The organism is Alloalcanivorax marinus (assembly GCF_016906305.1).
GTDB lineage: Bacteria > Pseudomonadota > Gammaproteobacteria > Pseudomonadales > Alcanivoracaceae > Alloalcanivorax > Alloalcanivorax marinus.
Genome location: NZ_JADDOL010000008.1, coordinates 133,215 through 148,848, shown reverse-complemented (window position 1 = coordinate 148,848; position 15,634 = coordinate 133,215). Strand labels below are relative to the sequence as shown.

Sequence of the window (15,634 nt, the reverse complement as noted above, 5' to 3'; positions counted from 1 at the left end):
ACGGACTCCCTGATGAGAGGAACGCTGGAATGTTCAAAATCCCTCGTAATCTGAAGCTCAACACGGCGGTGGCCGGCGCCCTTGTTCTCTGCGCCCTGATGATCGCCGTGCTGGTGGCGATACGGTTTGTCACCAACCGCATGGTGGACGACTCCATCCGTACGCTGAATACCGTCAACGTGGAACAGCTCAATCAGATCAGCCGCGCCACCACGCTGCTCAACCAGGCGCGCATCGAGATGGATCTCGCCGCCGACTACCTGGACATGGGCATGCGCATGATCGCCGCCGACCAGGTGCAGAACGTGGGCGGGCTGCTGGACCGTTCCAAGGCGCGTTTCGACCAGTTCGCCGCTTCCGAGCAAACCACCGAGACCGGCGCCGAGCTGGCCGGCGAGCTGACCACCGCCTATAGCCGGGTGGTGGAGCTCAGCCGTCAGCAGATGACCAGCCTGGAAAGCGGCAGTCTCAGTGACTACCGCGCGCTGCGTCAGCAGCTGCTGGGCCCGGGTACCAACCTGAACAAACGGCTCACCGATTTCACGCGCTACGCCGACGAGCGCGGCGCGGAGATCATGGCCAACTATCGGCAGAAGTCTGAAATGCTGGCCATCGTCGCGCTGGTGGCCCTGGCCCTGGCCGCCCTGGTGATGCTTTTGATCTACGTGGGACTGCGCAAGATCGTGGTGCAGCCGCTGGACAAGGCGGTGCGCACCCTGCAGCGCATCGCCCGCGCCGACCTGTCCGAGCGCATCGACGTGTACGGTCGCAACGAAGTGGGGCAGCTGTTCAAAGCCATGCGTGATGTGCAGGACAGCCTGGGCAAGATCGTCGATGACGTACGCACCAGCAGCAACTCGATCCTGGTGGGCAGCTCCGAGATCGCCCGCGGCAACGCCGACCTGTCCTCGCGCACCGAACAGCAGGCCGCCTCCCTGGAGGAGACCGCCACCAGCATGGAAGAGCTCACCGCCACCGTGAAGCAGAACGCGGACAACGCCCGTCAGGCCAGCAGCCTGGCCAATGACGCCTCCGGCACCGCGTCCCGGGGCGGCGACGTGATGGAACAGGTCAGCACCAAGATGCAGGGCATCACGGAAAGCTCCCGCAAGGTGGCGGACATCACCAGCATGATCGACTCCATCGCCTTCCAGACCAATATCCTGGCGCTCAACGCCTCGGTGGAAGCGGCCCGGGCCGGCGAGCAGGGCCGTGGCTTCGCGGTGGTGGCCGGTGAAGTGCGCAATCTGGCCGGCAGCAGCGCCGACGCCGCCCGGGAGATCAAGCAACTGATCGAACGCTCCGCCGTGGAGGTGCAGGAAGGCTCCAATCTGGTGGAGCAGGCCGGCGAAACGATGAAGGAAGTGGTGGCCGCGGTGAAGCGGGTCACCGACATCATGGACGAGATCTCCGCCGCCTCCCAGGAACAGAGCGGCGGCATCGAGCAGGTCAGCCAGGCGGTCAGCCAGATGGACGAGGTCACCCAGCAGAACGCCTCCCTGGTGGAAGAAGCCAGTGCCGCGGCGGCCTCCCTGGAAGAGCAGGCCAAACGCCTGGAGCAGGCGGTGGCGATCTTCCGGCTCTCCGAGGACCAGCACGAGGTGGCGCCGGTGATGACCCCGGACGCGGTGCCGCTGGTGGAGGAACTGGACGAGGAGCCGGAGGCGCGGGAGCCGGCCCCGGCCGCCGCGCCGCGCGCGCCCCGCGCGGCAAGCCAGCCCGCCGCCCGGGAGCCGAGCCGTGAGCCGGTCACCACCGAGGATGACTGGGAAGAATTCTGATCCAACCCCAATCGCGCCGGGCCGCCGCCCGGTGCTCCGACGCAGTGAGAGGAAAACATGGATAAGGGCATGAGTATTCTGGTGGTGGACGACTTTCCCACCATGCGCCGCATCGTTCGCAGCCTGCTCAAGGAGCTGGGTTTCACCAACGTGGACGAGGCCGAGGACGGCCAGGAAGCCCTGACCAAACTGAAGGGCGGCGGCTTCGACTTCGTGGTCTCGGACTGGAACATGCCCAACCTGGACGGTCTGGAGATGCTCAAGCAGATTCGCGCCGATGAATCGATGAAGTCCATGCCGGTGCTGATGGTCACCGCCGAGGCGAAGAAGGACAACATCGTGGCCGCCGCCCAGGCCGGCGCCAATGGCTACATCGTCAAGCCGTTCACCGCGGTGACGCTGGAAGAAAAGCTCAACAAGATTTTCGAGAAGCTGGGCAAATGACCGCCCCGGCCCTGCGATCGAGGAGAAGCGATTATGAGTGGTGAAGCGCGGTCCGTTACCGGCGAGCCGGGGCACAACGACGATCTGGTGCAGCGCATCGGCCAGCTGACCCGCATGCTGCGGGAAAGCATGCGCGAGCTGGGGCTGGACAAGGAAGTGGAGAAGGCCGCCGAGGCGATCCCCGATGCCCGGGCGCGCCTCAACTACGTGGCGTCGATGACCGAGCAGGCGGCGGAGCGGGCGCTCAACGCGGTGGACCGTGCCCAGCCCCTGCAGGACGAAATGGAGCGCGGCGCCCAGGCCCTCGATGAGAAATGGAACGCCTGGTTCCAGCAGCCCCTGGAACTGGACGACGCCCGCGAACTGGTCACCGAGACCCGCCAGTACCTGGGCGCGGTGCCGGCCATGGCCCGGGACACCAGCAAGGAATTGCTGGAGATCATGATGGCCCAGGACTTCCAGGACCTGACCGGCCAGGTGATCAAGAAGATGATGGAAGTGATCCAGGAAGTGGAGCGGCAACTGCTGCAGGTGCTGCTGGAGAGCGTGCCCGAGGGCGAGGAGCGTGAAGCCATGCGCGAGCGCATGGACAACCGTACCGCCGAGGACGCCCGTCGCCGCGAGCAGGCCGGCCTGATGAACGGCCCGCAGATCAAGCCGGAGGGCGAGGATGTCGTCAGCAGCCAGGACCAGGTGGACGACCTGCTCGACGAGCTGGGCTTCTAGCGGCTTCCGAATAACCGCCCAATCCACCCCTTAATCAACCATTCGGCCATGCCCCCGTTGGCCGACACTATCCGCGAGAGAAACTGCGCGCGGATAGTGTCGTCATGGCCGACGAGACCGAAGATCAGGAAAAGACCGAAGAGGCCACGCCCCGAAAACGGGAGAAAGCCCGTGAAGACGGGCAGGTGGCCCGTTCCCGGGAGCTCACCACGGTGCTGCTGTTGTTCGCCGGGGTGGGCGGCCTGTGGGGGCTGGGCCCGGCCCTGTTCGACCGGGTCGGCACGGTGATGGAGCAGGCGTTTCTGTTCGACCGCCAGCAGGCGTTCGACAGCACCGTGATGCTGGTGCATGCCGGCGACCTGGGCGCCCGTGCCCTGTTCGGGCTGCTGCCCCTGTTTCTGCTGCTGGCGGTCACCGCCCTGATCGCCCCCAATCTGCTGGGCGGTTTCCTGATTTCCGCCAAATCCCTCAAGCCCCAGCCCGGCAAGCTCAATCCCATCAAGGGCCTGAAACGGCAGTTCTCCTCCCAGGCCCTGGCGGAGCTGGCCAAGGCCATCGCCAAGGCCACCCTGGTAGGGGTAGTGGCGGTGAGCTTCATGGTCGCCCATCGGGGCGAATTCATGTCGTTGATGGACCAGCCCCTGCAACAGGCCCTGGCCGACGCTCTGCGCATGGCGGCGCTGGCCTGCGGGCTGATGGTGCTGTCGCTGATCGCGGTGATCCTGATCGATGTGCCGTATCAGCTGTGGAGCACCGCCAAGAAGCTGCGCATGAGCAAGGAAGAGGTCAAGCGCGAGCACAAGGAAAGCGAGGGCGACCCCCATCTGAAGGCCAAGATCCGTGGCCAGCAGCAGGCCATGGCCCGCAACCGCATGATGAGCCAGGTGCCGGACGCGGACGTGATCGTCACCAACCCCACCCATTACGCGGTGGCGCTGAAGTACGAGGAGCAGCGCATGAACGCTCCGCGCGTGGTGGCCAAGGGCGCCGACGCGGTGGCGGCGCGCATCCGCGAGCTGGGCGCCGAACACGCGGTGCCGCTGCTGGAAGCACCGCCCCTGGCGCGCTCCCTGTATCGTCACGTGGATCTGGACCGGGAGATCCCCGGGCCGCTGTACACCGCCGTGGCGGAAGTGCTGGTGTGGGCCTTCCGTCTCAAGCGCGCCCGGGAGGAGGGCGGTGAGACCCCGGCCCGGCCCGAGGACCTGACCGTGCCGGCGGAACTGGAGGTGGCCCCGTGAAGGCGCTCGCCCAGTATCTGGGCCCGGCGCGCGGACTGGCCGGCGTGGACGGCAAGGTGCTGGCCGGCCCGCTGCTGATCCTGGTGATCATGGCGATGCTGATTCTGCCGCTGCCGCCGTTCGCTCTGGATCTGTTCTTTACCTTCAACATCGCCCTGTCGCTGATGGTGCTGCTGGTCAGCATGTTCACCCTGCGCGCCCTGGATTTCGCCGCCTTCCCCGCCGTGCTGCTGTTCACCACCCTGCTCAGGCTGGCCCTGAACGTGGCGTCCACCCGGGTGGTGCTGATGGAAGGCCACGAAGGCGGCGCCGCCGCCGGCAAGGTGATCGAAGCCTTCGGCCAGTTCCTGGTGGGCGGCAATTTCGCCGTCGGCCTGGTGGTGTTCCTGATTCTGGTGGTGATCAACTTCATGGTGATCACCAAGGGCGCCGGGCGCATCGCCGAGGTGGGCGCGCGCTTCATGCTGGACGCCATGCCCGGCAAGCAGATGGCCATCGACGCCGATCTCAACGCCGGCCTGATCGGCGAGGAGGAGGCCAGAACCCGCCGCGCCGAGGTGGCCCAGGAGGCCGATTTCTACGGTTCCATGGACGGCGCCAGCAAGTTCGTGCGCGGCGACGCGGTGGCCGGCCTGGTGATCATGGCGGTGAACATCATCGGTGGCCTGATCATCGGCATGATGCAGCATGACCTGTCGTTCGCCGACGCCGGCCGTACCTATACGCTGCTGACCATCGGAGACGGTCTGGTGGCGCAGATTCCGGCCCTGGTGATCTCCACCGCCGCCGGCGTCACCGTGTCCCGGGTCAACACCGAGCAGGACGTGGGCCAGCAGATGATCGACCAGCTGCTGGTCAATCCCAAGGTGCTGTTCCTGTCCGCCGGCGTGCTCGGTCTGCTGGGCATGGTGCCGGGCATGCCCAACTTCGTGTTCCTGCTGTTCACCGGCCTGCTGGCCGGCGCCGGCTGGTGGCTGAGCCGCCGCCACGACCGCCAGCTCGCCGAGGAGCAGATCGAGGCGCGGACCGCCCCGGCGCAGCCGGAGGCGCCCGAGGCCAGCTGGGATGATGTGCAGCTGATCGACACCCTGGGCCTGGAAGTGGGGCACCGGATCATTCCGCTGGTCGATTACCGCCAGCACGGCGAGCTGCTCGGCCGCATCAAGAGCGTGCGCAAGAAGTTCGCCCAGGACGTGGGCTTTCTGCCGCCGGTGGTGCACATCCGCGACAACCTGGAGCTGGGCGCCAACGATTATGTGATTACCCTCAAGGGCGCCGAGGTGGGTCGCGGCCAGGCGTTCGCCGGCCAGTGGCTGGCCATCGACCCGGGCCAGGTCAGCGGCGAAGTGACCGGTACCCCCACCCGCGATCCGGCCTTCGGCCTGCCGGCGGTGTGGATCGACGAGGGCCAGCGCGAACAGGCGCAGGTGTACGGCTACACGGTGGTGGACGCCAGCACCGTGGTGGCCACCCACCTCAACCATCTGCTGCACGCCCATTCCGGCGAGATGCTGGGCCGCCAGGAAGTGCAGCGGCTGCTCGACAAACTGGGCGAGGACGGCAAGAGTCTGGTGGAGGACGTGGTGCCCAAGCGGGTGTCGCTCACCACCCTGCAGCGCATTCTGCAGAGCCTGCTGGACGAGGACGTGTCGATCCGCGACCTGCGCACCATCCTGGATACCCTGGCGGAACACGCCGCCGGCGACGGCGACAACGCCCACGATCTCACCGCCCGGGTGCGTCTGGCCCTGGGTCGGGCCATCACCTCCCAGTGGTTCCCGGGCCGCGACGAACTGCGCGTGATCGGCCTGGACGACCGGCTGGAGCAGGTGCTCGGTCAGGCCCTCAACGGCGGCGGCGCCCTGGAACCGGGCCTGGCCGACACCCTGATGAACCAGGCCGCCGACGCCCTGGAGCGCCAGGAAAACGCCGGCGATCCGCCGGTGCTGGTGGTGCCCCACGGGCTGCGCCCGTTGCTGGCCAGCTTCCTGCGCCGCCGTCTCAAGCATCTGGCGGTGCTGTCCCAGGCGGAAATTCCCGACGACCGCCATCTGCGCGTCACCCAGTTGATCGGAGGCTAGATGCAGCGTTTCACCGGCAGCAACCAGCGCGAAGCCATGGGCCGGGTGCGCGCCGCCCTGGGCGACGACGCTCTGATTCTGGCCAACCGCCGCACCGCCGACGGTGTGGAAATCCTGGCGGTGCTGGAGGAGGCCCCCGCGGCCGAACCGGCGCCTTCGCGCCCGACGGCGCGGCCGTCGGCCTCGGCGGACGCCACCGAACAGCTGCTGCGCGAGGTGCGTGATCTGCGCGCCCGCCTGGAGCGGGCGGAAGCCGGACCCGATTCCCCGCCGGCGCGCCTGGCCCGGCGCCTGGCGGGGGCCGGCTTCAGCGACACCCTGTGCGACGACCTGCTGGCCGGCTGGCCCCGGGAAGCCGCCGGCGGCGACGCCGACGCCTGGCTGCACCGGCAGCTGGCGCGCCGGCTGCCGGCGGGCGAGGGACTGGAGCAGGGCGGCGTGCTGGTGCTGCTGGGCCCGGCGGGCATCGGCAAGACCAGCCTGGCGCTGAAGCTGGCGCGTCGCTATGGCGGCCGTACGCGGCTGTGGTACGAGGACGAGCCGGCGCCGGCCCATCAACGGGCCGCCGAGGCTCTGGGGCTGAGCTGGCGGCCGCTGGATCTGGACCGGGGCTCGGTGTTCGCCGGCGGCGGCCTGGCCATCGTCGACACCCGGGGGCGCGGCCTGCGCGACCCGGATCTGGGCGCGGTGCTGCGCCGCCTGGGGGGCAACGCCCGGCCGCTGTTGCTGCTGCCCGCCGGCGCCGGACGCGACGCCCTGGAAGAAACCGTGGCGGTCTACCAGGGCCTGGCCCGGGCCGCCGGCGCGCCCCTGCGCGACGCGGTGGTCGCCCGCCGCGACGACGGCGGCCCCCTGGGGCCGCTGCTCGACGTGGCCCTGCGCCGGGACCTTTGCCTGCATTTCCTGAGCAATGGCCAGAACCCGGAGGATCTGTCCCCGGCCCACCCGGAGACCCTGGTGGAAGACGCCCTGGCCTCCACGGCGGTGGCCGGGGCGCCCGCCCGGGTCGGCGACCGCCGCTGGGCGGATCGCCTGCTTGATCAGAGTCGTGCTCTGGATGCGGCCACCCGTCTGCTGCGCGAGGGCGTGCCCGCCTTTCGCGGGCTGCTCGACCATGGCGCCGCCGACGGCCTGACCACCCTGGCCCCGGAGGTGATGGTGCACGGCGCCGCCGACGCCGGCCTGCGGCTGGCGCTGGACGCCGCCGGCCTGCCGCTGGGTCCGACCCGGGCGGAAGGCGACGGCGGCCGGCTGCTGCCGGCGCTGCCCGATGCCGCCCTCTGGCATCGCCTGGGCGAGCGCCACTGGCTGGCCGCCGTGCGCGGCAACGCCCGGGTGTGGCGCCACAGCGACCGCCACACCCTGGCGGACTGCCAGGCCGAGGCGCGCCCCTGGGACAGCCGGTTGCTGCGCCATCGCGGCCGGGCCGTGCAGGTGCGGCTGCGCCGCCTGGACGTGGCCGCGCCCCTGGCCGGCGGCGGCGAGGCGCCGCTCAGTGCCCGGCTGTGCGCCTGGTTCGGCACCGTCCACGATCTCGACAGCGGCGCCGTGATCGGCCGTCGCTACTGGCTGGCGCCCCACGGCCAGGACCGGGAGCGCACCCTGTCCCTGCTGCTGGCGTCGCTCAGCGCCGAGGCGTTGCCGGCGCTGGAACGCCGTGCCCGTCAGGCCCTGGACGAGGAGGGCGTGGCGGCGCCGGAAGCCGCCGGTTTGCTGGCGGCCCTGGCCCTGCGCCTGGACCTGGACGACGGCGACTGGGCCCTGGACGCCCGTGGCCAGCTGCTGGCGCTGCTCGGCGGCCGCCGGCGGCGCAAGCCGGAGACCCTGCTGGATGGTTTGCTGGCGCTGCTGCGGGCCCGCCACAGTCTGCGCGCGCTGGGTCGGGACCTGGCGCCGACGCCGTGAGCGTGGGGCGATGAGGCGGCGGGGACGAGCAAGACGGGCCCTGTGGCTGGTGCCGCCGCTGCTGGTGTGTCTGGCCACCGCCGCCGGCGCCGCCACCGTCAGTTGGACCGCCTCGCCGGCGGCGGTGCGGGTGGCTGGCGCGGACCGTGACTACCGGAGCGAGGCTCTGAGGCCGCCGGCGCCGGCCGCCGGGCTGGTCCCGGCACGCTTCAGCTGGGCGTACCGGGTGCACGGCGGTCCGCCGCCCCGGGCCTGGTTGTGCCAGGCGGACCGCTGCGTGCGGCTGCACGGCGCCCGGGGGCGGGCCCCTGCGCCGTCGCGCTGGCGCGCCGACGCGCCGTTGCGGTTCCGGTTTCGCCTGGCCGATGGCGCCGCCCCGGTGCGGGTGGACCGGTTGCGGCTCACGGTGACCGGCGCGGTGGTGGGGCAAAGCGGCGAATAGCCCGTCGCAACCTCGCTTATTCGCCGCATCCGGTGGCCCGCTCGGGCCGAATAATGACGGTTATCGGAAACACTCCCGAAATCATGAGGAGGCCGGCGATTCCATGTACACGGCTCAGGGAAAAATCGATCAGAACGCCTTGCTGGAACAGCATCTCCCGGCGGTACGCCGCCAGGCGCTGGCGTTGCAGGTGAAGCTGCCGTCCGGCATCGACCTGGACGATCTGATCCAGGCCGGCACCGTCGGCCTGCTGGACGCCCTGCGCCGCTTCGACGCCAACGCCGGTGCCAGCTTCGCCACCTTCGCCAGCCAGCGTATTCGCGGCGCCATGATCGACGAGCTGCGCACCCGCGACTGGCTGCCGCGCAGCGTGCGCCGCAACGCCCGCGCCCTGGACCAGTGCGTGCACCGGCTGGAACAGCGCCTGGGCCGGCCCGCCGAGGAGCGGGAAATCGCCGCCGAGATGGGCATGGACCTGGCCGAATACCAGCAGCTGCTCACCGACACCAACAACGGCTATCTGCTGCCCTACGAAGAGATGGTGGAGGAGCGCGGCGAGCCGGAGGCCGGTAGTGGCGCGCCGCTCAATCCGTTCGCGGCGCTGCTGGAAGGGGAGCGCCGCGAGCAGCTCACCGCCGCCATCGACACCCTGCCGGAGCGCGAGAAGCTGCTGCTGGCGCTGTATTACCAGGAGGAGCTCAACCTCAAGGAAATCGGCGCCGTGCTCGGGGTCACCGAATCCCGGGTCTGCCAGCTGCACAGCCAGGCGATCAGCCGCCTGCGGGCCCGCCTCGCCGGCTAGGCGCTTCTACAAGAATGCTTCGGTCAGGCGTACAATGCGCGCCGACGCAAACCGAGGCTTGTATGAACCCCAGCGACGAGATCCACAAACGGCGCACCTTCGCCATCATCTCCCACCCGGACGCCGGTAAGACCACCATTACCGAAAAGCTGCTGCTGTACGGCAATCAGATTCGCTTGGCGGGCACGGTGAAAGGCAAGAAGAGCGGCCTGCACGCCACCTCCGACTGGATGGAGATGGAAAAGGAGCGCGGCATTTCCGTGACCACCTCGGTGATGCAGTTCCCCTACGCCGACGCCACCGTCAATCTGCTCGACACCCCGGGCCACGCCGACTTCTCCGAGGACACCTACCGCACCCTGACGGCGGTGGACTCGGCGCTGATGGTGATCGACGCCGCCAAGGGCGTGGAGGAGCGCACCGTCAAGCTGATGGAGGTGTGCCGGCTGCGCGATACGCCGATCCTCACCTTCATCAACAAGCTGGACCGGGACGTGCGCGACCCCATCGAGGTGCTCGACGAGATCGAGGACGTGCTCAAGATCGAGTGCGCGCCGGTGACCTGGCCGATCGGCATGGGCAAGAGCTTCAAGGGCGTCTACAACCTGCTGCGCGACACCACCGTGCTGTACAAGACCGGCCAGGGCCACACCATCCAGGACGTGCGCGAGGTGAAGGGCCTGCACAACCCGGAGCTGGATGAGGCGGTGGGCGCCGACTACGCCCAGGAGCTGCGCGACACCCTGGAACTGGTGCAGGGCGCCAGCCATGACTTCGACCTGGAGCGGTTCCGCGCCGGCCAGCTCACCCCGGTGTTCTTCGGCACCGCCCTGGGCAACTTCGGCGTCGACCATATGCTCGACGGCCTGGTGGAATGGGCGCCGGCGCCGCTGCCCCGGGACGGCGGCGAGCGTCAGGTGCAGCCCGACGAGGGCAAGATGACCGGCTTCGTGTTCAAGATCCAGGCCAACATGGACCCGCGCCACCGGGACCGCATCGCATTCCTGCGCATCTGTTCCGGCCGCTACCAGAAAGGCATCAAGCTCAGGCAATGCCGCACCGGCAAGGACGTGCGCATCAGCGACGCCCTGACCTTCCTGGCCGGCGAGCGGGACAACGTGGAAGAGGCGTTCGCCGGTGACATCATCGGCCTGCACAACCACGGCACCATTCAGATCGGGGACACCTTCACCGAGGGCGAGGACCTGCGCTTCACCGGTATTCCGCACTTCGCGCCGGAACTGTTCCAGCGCGTGGTGCTCAATGACCCGCTGAAGAGCAAGCAGCTGCACAAGGGGCTCACCCAGCTGGCCGAGGAGGGCGCCACCCAGGTGTTCTTCCCGCTGCGCAACAACGACGTGATCCTGGGCGCCGTGGGCACCCTGCAGTTCGACGTGGTGGCGGCGCGCCTGAAAGGGGAGTACGGCGTGGACTGCCGCTACGAACCGGTGAGCGTGAGCACCGCCCGCTGGACCGAGGCGGACAGCGACCGGGAGCTGGAAAGCTTCGAGCGCAAGGCCTACGACCACCTGGCCCGGGACGGCGCCGGGCACCTGACCTATCTGGCGCCCACCCGCGTCAATCTGCAGCTGGCCCAGGAGCGCCACCCGGAGATCCGCTTCCGCGAAACCCGGGAGATCTGATCGCCCCGCCACGCCAGTAGGAGCGGCTTCAGCCGCGGTGGTCCCGCGACGGGGTCGGACCATCGCGGCTGAAGCCGCTCCTACACCTCACCGGCGGCGCGGTCGCGGGGCCCGGGTCGCTGTGCTAGACTCGCCGCCCTGTTTGGCACCGACCCCGATTTCGATATGTCCATGGCGTCCAATCCGCCCTAGCGTTCCCACCCCCCGGTCACCCTGAGTGACCCCGTCGGCCGTCTTCCTGGACGGCGTACCCGGCCCCTCGGCCGTCATTCTTGTGTGTTATTGGTTTGCCGCGCCGGCGTGGCCATGGTCGCGTTTCGTGCGGATTTTTGTCAGAAGGATTCCGTTTTGCTGCCGTTGAAAGAAAACTGGTTTTCCAATGTCCGGGGCGACGTGCTCTCCGGCCTCGTCGTGGCGCTGGCCCTGATCCCGGAGGCCATCGCCTTCTCCATCATCGCCGAGGTGGACCCCAAGGTGGGGCTGTACGCCTCGTTCTGTATCGCGGTGGTGACCGCCTTCGCCGGCGGCCGGCCGGGGATGATCTCCGCCGCCACCGGGGCCATGGCGCTGTTGATGGTGACCCTGGTGCGCGAGCACGGCCTGCAATACCTGCTGGCCGCCACCATCCTCACCGGGGTGCTGCAGATCGTGTTCGGCATTTTCAAGCTGGCCACGGTGATGCGCTTCGTGTCGCGCTCGGTGGTCACCGGCTTCGTCAACGCCCTGGCGATCCTGATCTTCATGGCCCAGATTCCGGAGCTGATCGGCGTCACCTGGCACGTCTACGCCATGACCGCCGCCGGGCTGGGCATCATCTATCTGTTCCCGCTGCTGACCCGGGCGGTGCCGTCGCCGCTGGTGTGCATCCTGGTGCTTACCGCCGTGGCCGTGTTTTTCGGCCTGGAGATGCCCACCGTGGGCGACAAGGGCGAGCTGCCGGACAGCCTGCCGGTGTTCCTGCTGCCGGACATTCCCCTGTCCCTGGAGACCCTGCGCATCATTTTCCCGGTGTCGCTGACCATGGCGGTGGTGGGGCTGCTGGAATCCATGATGACCGCCACCATCGTCGACGACCTGACCGACACCGACAGCGACAAGCACCGCGAGTGCCGGGGCCAGGGCATGGCCAACATCGCCTCCGGCTTCCTCGGCGGCATGGCCGGCTGCGCCATGATCGGCCAGTCGGTGATCAACATGAAGTCCGGCGGCCGCACCCGCCTGTCCACCCTGATCGCCGGCGTGGTGCTGCTGGTGCTGGTGGTGTTCCTGGGCGACTGGGTGTCGCGCATTCCCATGGCCGCCCTGGTGGCGGTGATGGTCATGGTGTCCATCGGCACCTTCAGCTGGGAGTCGATACTCAACCTGCGCCGGCACCCGCCGAGCAGCAGCGTGGTGATGCTGGTGACCGTGGCGGTCACCGTGTTCACCCACAATCTGGCCCTCGGCGTGGGCGTCGGGGTGCTGCTCAGTGCCTTGTTCTACGCCAACAAGGTGGGCCGGGTGTTCTATGTGACCAGCGACGCGGACGACGCCGGCTATCAGCGCCATTACCAGGTGGTGGGGCAGGTGTTCTTTACCTCCGCGGACCGTTTCCTGGCCGCCTTCGACTACAAGGAAGGCCTGCAAAAGGTGACCATCGACGTGCACCGCGCCCGCTTCTGGGACATCACCGCCATCGGCGCGCTGGACAAGGCGGTGATCAAGTTCCGCCGCGAGGGCACCGACGTGGAAGTGATCGGCCTGGACCAGGCCAGCGCCACCCTGGTGGACAAATACGCCGTTCACGACAAGCCGGACGCCGTGGAAAAAATCATGGGCGGCCACTGAGCCACCCCGGATTCGAGGATCGACCATGAGTCATGTGATTGCCTGTATCGACGGGTCCGCCGCGGCGGAGACCCTGTGTGACCACGCCGCCTGGGCGGCCCGCCGGCTGGATGCGCCGCTGATGCTGCTGCACGTCCTGGATGAAGAGCGCTACCCCAGCGAGCCCAACCTGAGCGGCAGCATCGGGCTGGGCACCCGGGAAGCCCTGCTCAAGGAACTGGCGGACCTGGACGCGCGCCGCAACCGGCTGGCCCTGGAACAGGGCCGGGCGCTGCTGGACGCCGCCAGCGAACGGCTGGTGGCCGCCGGCCACCCGGCGCCGGTGCTGCGCCAGCGCCACGGCAAATTGCTGGACGCGGTGCGTGAGCTGGGCGATCAGACCCGGCTGCTGGTGATCGGCAAGCAGGGCACCGGCCACACCGGTGTTCAGCAGATCGGCGACAACGTGGAGAAGCTGATCCGGGGCGTGGAGCGGCCGGTGCTGATGGCGGTGGGGCCGTTCCGGGAGCCCGCCGCGCTGATGATCGCCTACGACAACAGCCCGTCCATGCGCGAGGGCGTGCGCCTGCTCGCCAGCAGCCCGCTGCTGCGCGGCCTGGCCTGCCATCTGGTGCAGGTGAACGGCGCCGGGGCCGACCGGGACGATCTGCGGCGGGCGGCCGAGCGCCTGGAGAACAGCGGCCATCCGGTGACGGTGGCGACCCTGGACGGCGACGTGGAAGCGGAGCTGCACCGTTACCAGGAAGCCCACGGCCTGGATCTGGTGGTGATGGGGGCCTACGGCCACTCACGGATTCGCGAGTTTCTGATCGGCAGCACCACCGACCGCCTGATCCGCCACGCCGGCGTGCCCCATCTGATTCTGCGCTGAGGCGCCCCCGGCGACGGTGACCGGCGGGTCGCCGGCCCCCGTGGCCCGGGGGCGCCGGGCGTTTTCGTCGCTAAGTGCCCGTTTTCGATAAACATTCATAAGGAAAATACCGGCTATCATCGATATTGATTGTTTTTATAAAAAGCCGGCTCCTAGAATGCGCGCAATCGGTGGCGGCGGCGTCGTCGATGTTCATTCTTCTACTGACAAGGATCGACCATGTCACAGTACCTGAAAGAGATCGAAGCACTGAACTCCGTGGTTGGCGCCAATAAGACCTGGCACGACATCAACCCGGAATCCGCTGTTCGCATGCGCCTGCAGAACCGCTTCAAGACCCATCTGGACATCGCCAAGTACAACGCCAAGATCATGCGCGAGGACATGGCCGCCTATGACGCGGACAACTCCAAGTACACGCAGTCCCTGGGTTGCTGGCACGGTTTCATCGGTCAGCAGAAGATGATTTCCATCAAGAAGCACTTCGGTGCCACCAAGGGCAAGTACCTGTACCTGTCCGGCTGGATGGTTGCCGCGCTGCGTTCCGAGTTCGGTCCGCTGCCCGACCAGTCCATGCACGAGAAAACCGTGGTCGCCGACCTGATCCGCGAGCTGTACACCTTCCTCAAGCAAGCGGACGCCTGGGAACTGAACCACCTGTTCCGTGCCCTGGACGATGCCAAGGCCGCCGGTGACGAGGCCAAGCAGAAGGAAATCATTGGCAAGATCGACAACTTCGAAACCCACGTTGTGCCGATCATCGCCGACATCGACGCCGGCTTCGGTAACCCGGAAGCCACCTACCTGCTGGCCAAGAAGCTGATCGAAGCCGGTGCCTGCTGCATCCAGATCGAGAACCAGGTTTCCGACGAGAAGCAGTGCGGCCACCAGGACGGTAAAGTGACCGTTCCCCATGCCGACTTCATCGCCAAGCTGAACGCCGTTCGCTACGCGTTCCTGGAGCTGGGCGTGGACGACGGCGTGATCGTTGCCCGTACCGACTCCGAAGGCGCCGGCCTGACCAAGCAGATCGCCGTGTCCACCGAGGAAGGTGATCTGGCCGACCAGTACAACGCGTTCCTGGAAGGCGACGAAGTGACTGATCCGTCCCAGGTCGCCAACGGTGACGTGCTGGTGAAAACCAACGGCAAGCTGATCAAGCCGACCAAGCTGTCCAGCGGCCTGTTCCAGTTCCGTCGCGACACCAACATCGACCGCGTGGTTCTGGACTGTGTCACCAGCCTGCAAAACGGCGCCGACCTGCTGTGGATCGAAACCCCGACCCCGAACGTGGCCCACATCAAGCACATGGTCGACCGCATCCGCGAGCAAGAGCCGAGCGCCAAGCTGGTGTACAACAACAGCCCGTCCTTCAACTGGACCCTGAACTTCCGTCAGCAGGTATTCGATGCCTGGAAGGAAGAAGGCAAGGACGTATCCGGCTACGACCGTGGCGACCTGATGAACGCCAAGTACGACGACAGCGAACTGGCCGCCGAAGCCGATCGCTGGACCCAGGAGTTCCAGGCCAAGGCCGCCCGTGAAGCCGGTGTGTTCCACCACCTGATCACGCTGCCGACCTACCACACCGCGGCGCTGTCCACCGACCAGCTGGTGGAAGGCTACTTCGGTGAGGAAGGCATGCTGGCCTACGCCGCGGGCGTTCAGCGTAAGGAAATCCGCCGTGGCATCGCCACCGTGAAGCACCAGGACATGGCCGGTTCCAACATCGGTGATGACCACAAAGAGTACTTCTCCGGTGAAGCCGCGCTGAAAGCCGGTGGTAAGGACAACACCATGAACCAGTTCGGCTAAGCCGACGGTTCGGTGCGATCGGGGCCCCGGCCCCGATGTCCGGAAAACGGCCTCCT

Annotated in this window: 13 protein-coding genes; all 13 read left to right on the top strand. The window is 67.9% G+C overall.

All coding sequences use genetic code 11. From position 1 onward, the window contains the following. Positions 1 to 29: 29 nt before the first annotated feature. On the top strand, positions 30 to 1,781 hold the full coding sequence (locus IM760_RS09260) for a methyl-accepting chemotaxis protein (protein ID WP_204428556.1): 1,752 nt from the start codon (positions 30 to 32) through the stop codon (positions 1,779 to 1,781). Positions 1,782 to 1,838: 57 nt separating this feature from the next. After that, the gene (gene cheY / locus IM760_RS09255; RefSeq protein WP_204428555.1) at positions 1,839 to 2,225 is read left to right on the top strand and encodes a chemotaxis response regulator CheY; all 387 of its coding nucleotides are present in this window, start codon (positions 1,839 to 1,841) and stop codon (positions 2,223 to 2,225) included. Between the two features lie 33 nt (positions 2,226 to 2,258). Beyond that, on the top strand, positions 2,259 to 2,951 hold the full coding sequence (cheZ, locus tag IM760_RS09250) for a protein phosphatase CheZ (RefSeq protein ID WP_204428554.1): 693 nt from the start codon (positions 2,259 to 2,261) through the stop codon (positions 2,949 to 2,951). A gap of 104 nt (positions 2,952 to 3,055) precedes the next feature. Further along, positions 3,056 to 4,192, top strand: a complete 1,137-nt coding sequence (flhB, locus tag IM760_RS09245) for a flagellar biosynthesis protein FlhB (RefSeq protein ID WP_204428552.1) — start codon at positions 3,056 to 3,058, stop codon at positions 4,190 to 4,192. Further along, complete coding sequence (gene flhA / locus IM760_RS09240) at positions 4,189 to 6,273, top strand: flagellar biosynthesis protein FlhA (RefSeq protein ID WP_204428551.1); 2,085 nt, start codon at positions 4,189 to 4,191, stop codon at positions 6,271 to 6,273. The genes flhB and flhA overlap by 4 nt, the downstream gene beginning before the upstream one ends. Next, positions 6,274 to 8,178, top strand: coding sequence for a flagellar biosynthesis protein FlhF (locus IM760_RS09235; RefSeq protein WP_204428549.1), 1,905 nt, complete (start codon positions 6,274 to 6,276; stop codon positions 8,176 to 8,178). A 42-nt stretch (positions 8,179 to 8,220) separates the two neighbouring features. Beyond that, positions 8,221 to 8,328, top strand: a complete 108-nt coding sequence (locus tag IM760_RS19125) for a hypothetical protein (RefSeq protein ID WP_420838122.1) — start codon at positions 8,221 to 8,223, stop codon at positions 8,326 to 8,328. After that, entirely contained in the window at positions 8,303 to 8,620 is a 318-nt protein-coding gene (locus IM760_RS09230) for a flagellar protein FlhE (protein ID WP_420838123.1), read from the top strand. The genes IM760_RS19125 and IM760_RS09230 overlap by 26 nt, the downstream gene beginning before the upstream one ends. Before the next feature lie 103 nt (positions 8,621 to 8,723). Continuing rightward, entirely contained in the window at positions 8,724 to 9,422 is a 699-nt protein-coding gene (locus tag IM760_RS09225; RefSeq protein WP_204428545.1) for an RNA polymerase sigma factor FliA, read from the top strand. A 62-nt stretch (positions 9,423 to 9,484) separates the two neighbouring features. Beyond that, on the top strand, positions 9,485 to 11,065 hold the full coding sequence (gene prfC, locus IM760_RS09220; RefSeq protein WP_204428544.1) for a peptide chain release factor 3: 1,581 nt from the start codon (positions 9,485 to 9,487) through the stop codon (positions 11,063 to 11,065). A 306-nt stretch (positions 11,066 to 11,371) separates the two neighbouring features. Further along, complete coding sequence (locus IM760_RS09215) at positions 11,372 to 12,892, top strand: SulP family inorganic anion transporter (protein WP_204428543.1); 1,521 nt, start codon at positions 11,372 to 11,374, stop codon at positions 12,890 to 12,892. Between the two features lie 25 nt (positions 12,893 to 12,917). Next, positions 12,918 to 13,763 (top strand): universal stress protein, encoded by an 846-nt coding sequence (locus tag IM760_RS09210; protein WP_204428542.1) that lies wholly within the window; start codon positions 12,918 to 12,920, stop codon positions 13,761 to 13,763. Positions 13,764 to 13,982: 219 nt separating this feature from the next. Continuing rightward, complete coding sequence (locus IM760_RS09205; RefSeq protein WP_204428541.1) at positions 13,983 to 15,578, top strand: isocitrate lyase; 1,596 nt, start codon at positions 13,983 to 13,985, stop codon at positions 15,576 to 15,578. Positions 15,579 to 15,634 lie beyond the last annotated feature (56 nt).

Excerpts from the sequence above, each read along its gene's own strand:
- IM760_RS09260 (WP_204428556.1), top strand. The coding sequence starts at position 30 with ATGTTCAAAATCCCTCGTAATCTGAAGCTCAACACGGCGGTGGCCGGC.
- cheY (WP_204428555.1), top strand. The coding sequence starts at position 1,839 with ATGGATAAGGGCATGAGTATTCTGGTGGTGGACGACTTTCCCACCATG.
- cheZ (WP_204428554.1), top strand. The coding sequence starts at position 2,259 with ATGAGTGGTGAAGCGCGGTCCGTTACCGGCGAGCCGGGGCACAACGAC.
- flhB (WP_204428552.1), top strand. The coding sequence starts at position 3,056 with ATGGCCGACGAGACCGAAGATCAGGAAAAGACCGAAGAGGCCACGCCC.
- IM760_RS09235 (WP_204428549.1), top strand. The coding sequence starts at position 6,274 with ATGCAGCGTTTCACCGGCAGCAACCAGCGCGAAGCCATGGGCCGGGTG.
- IM760_RS09225 (WP_204428545.1), top strand. The coding sequence starts at position 8,724 with ATGTACACGGCTCAGGGAAAAATCGATCAGAACGCCTTGCTGGAACAG.
- prfC (WP_204428544.1), top strand. The coding sequence starts at position 9,485 with ATGAACCCCAGCGACGAGATCCACAAACGGCGCACCTTCGCCATCATC.
- IM760_RS09215 (WP_204428543.1), top strand. The coding sequence starts at position 11,372 with ATGGTCGCGTTTCGTGCGGATTTTTGTCAGAAGGATTCCGTTTTGCTG.
- IM760_RS09210 (WP_204428542.1), top strand. The coding sequence starts at position 12,918 with ATGAGTCATGTGATTGCCTGTATCGACGGGTCCGCCGCGGCGGAGACC.
- IM760_RS09205 (WP_204428541.1), top strand. The coding sequence starts at position 13,983 with ATGTCACAGTACCTGAAAGAGATCGAAGCACTGAACTCCGTGGTTGGC.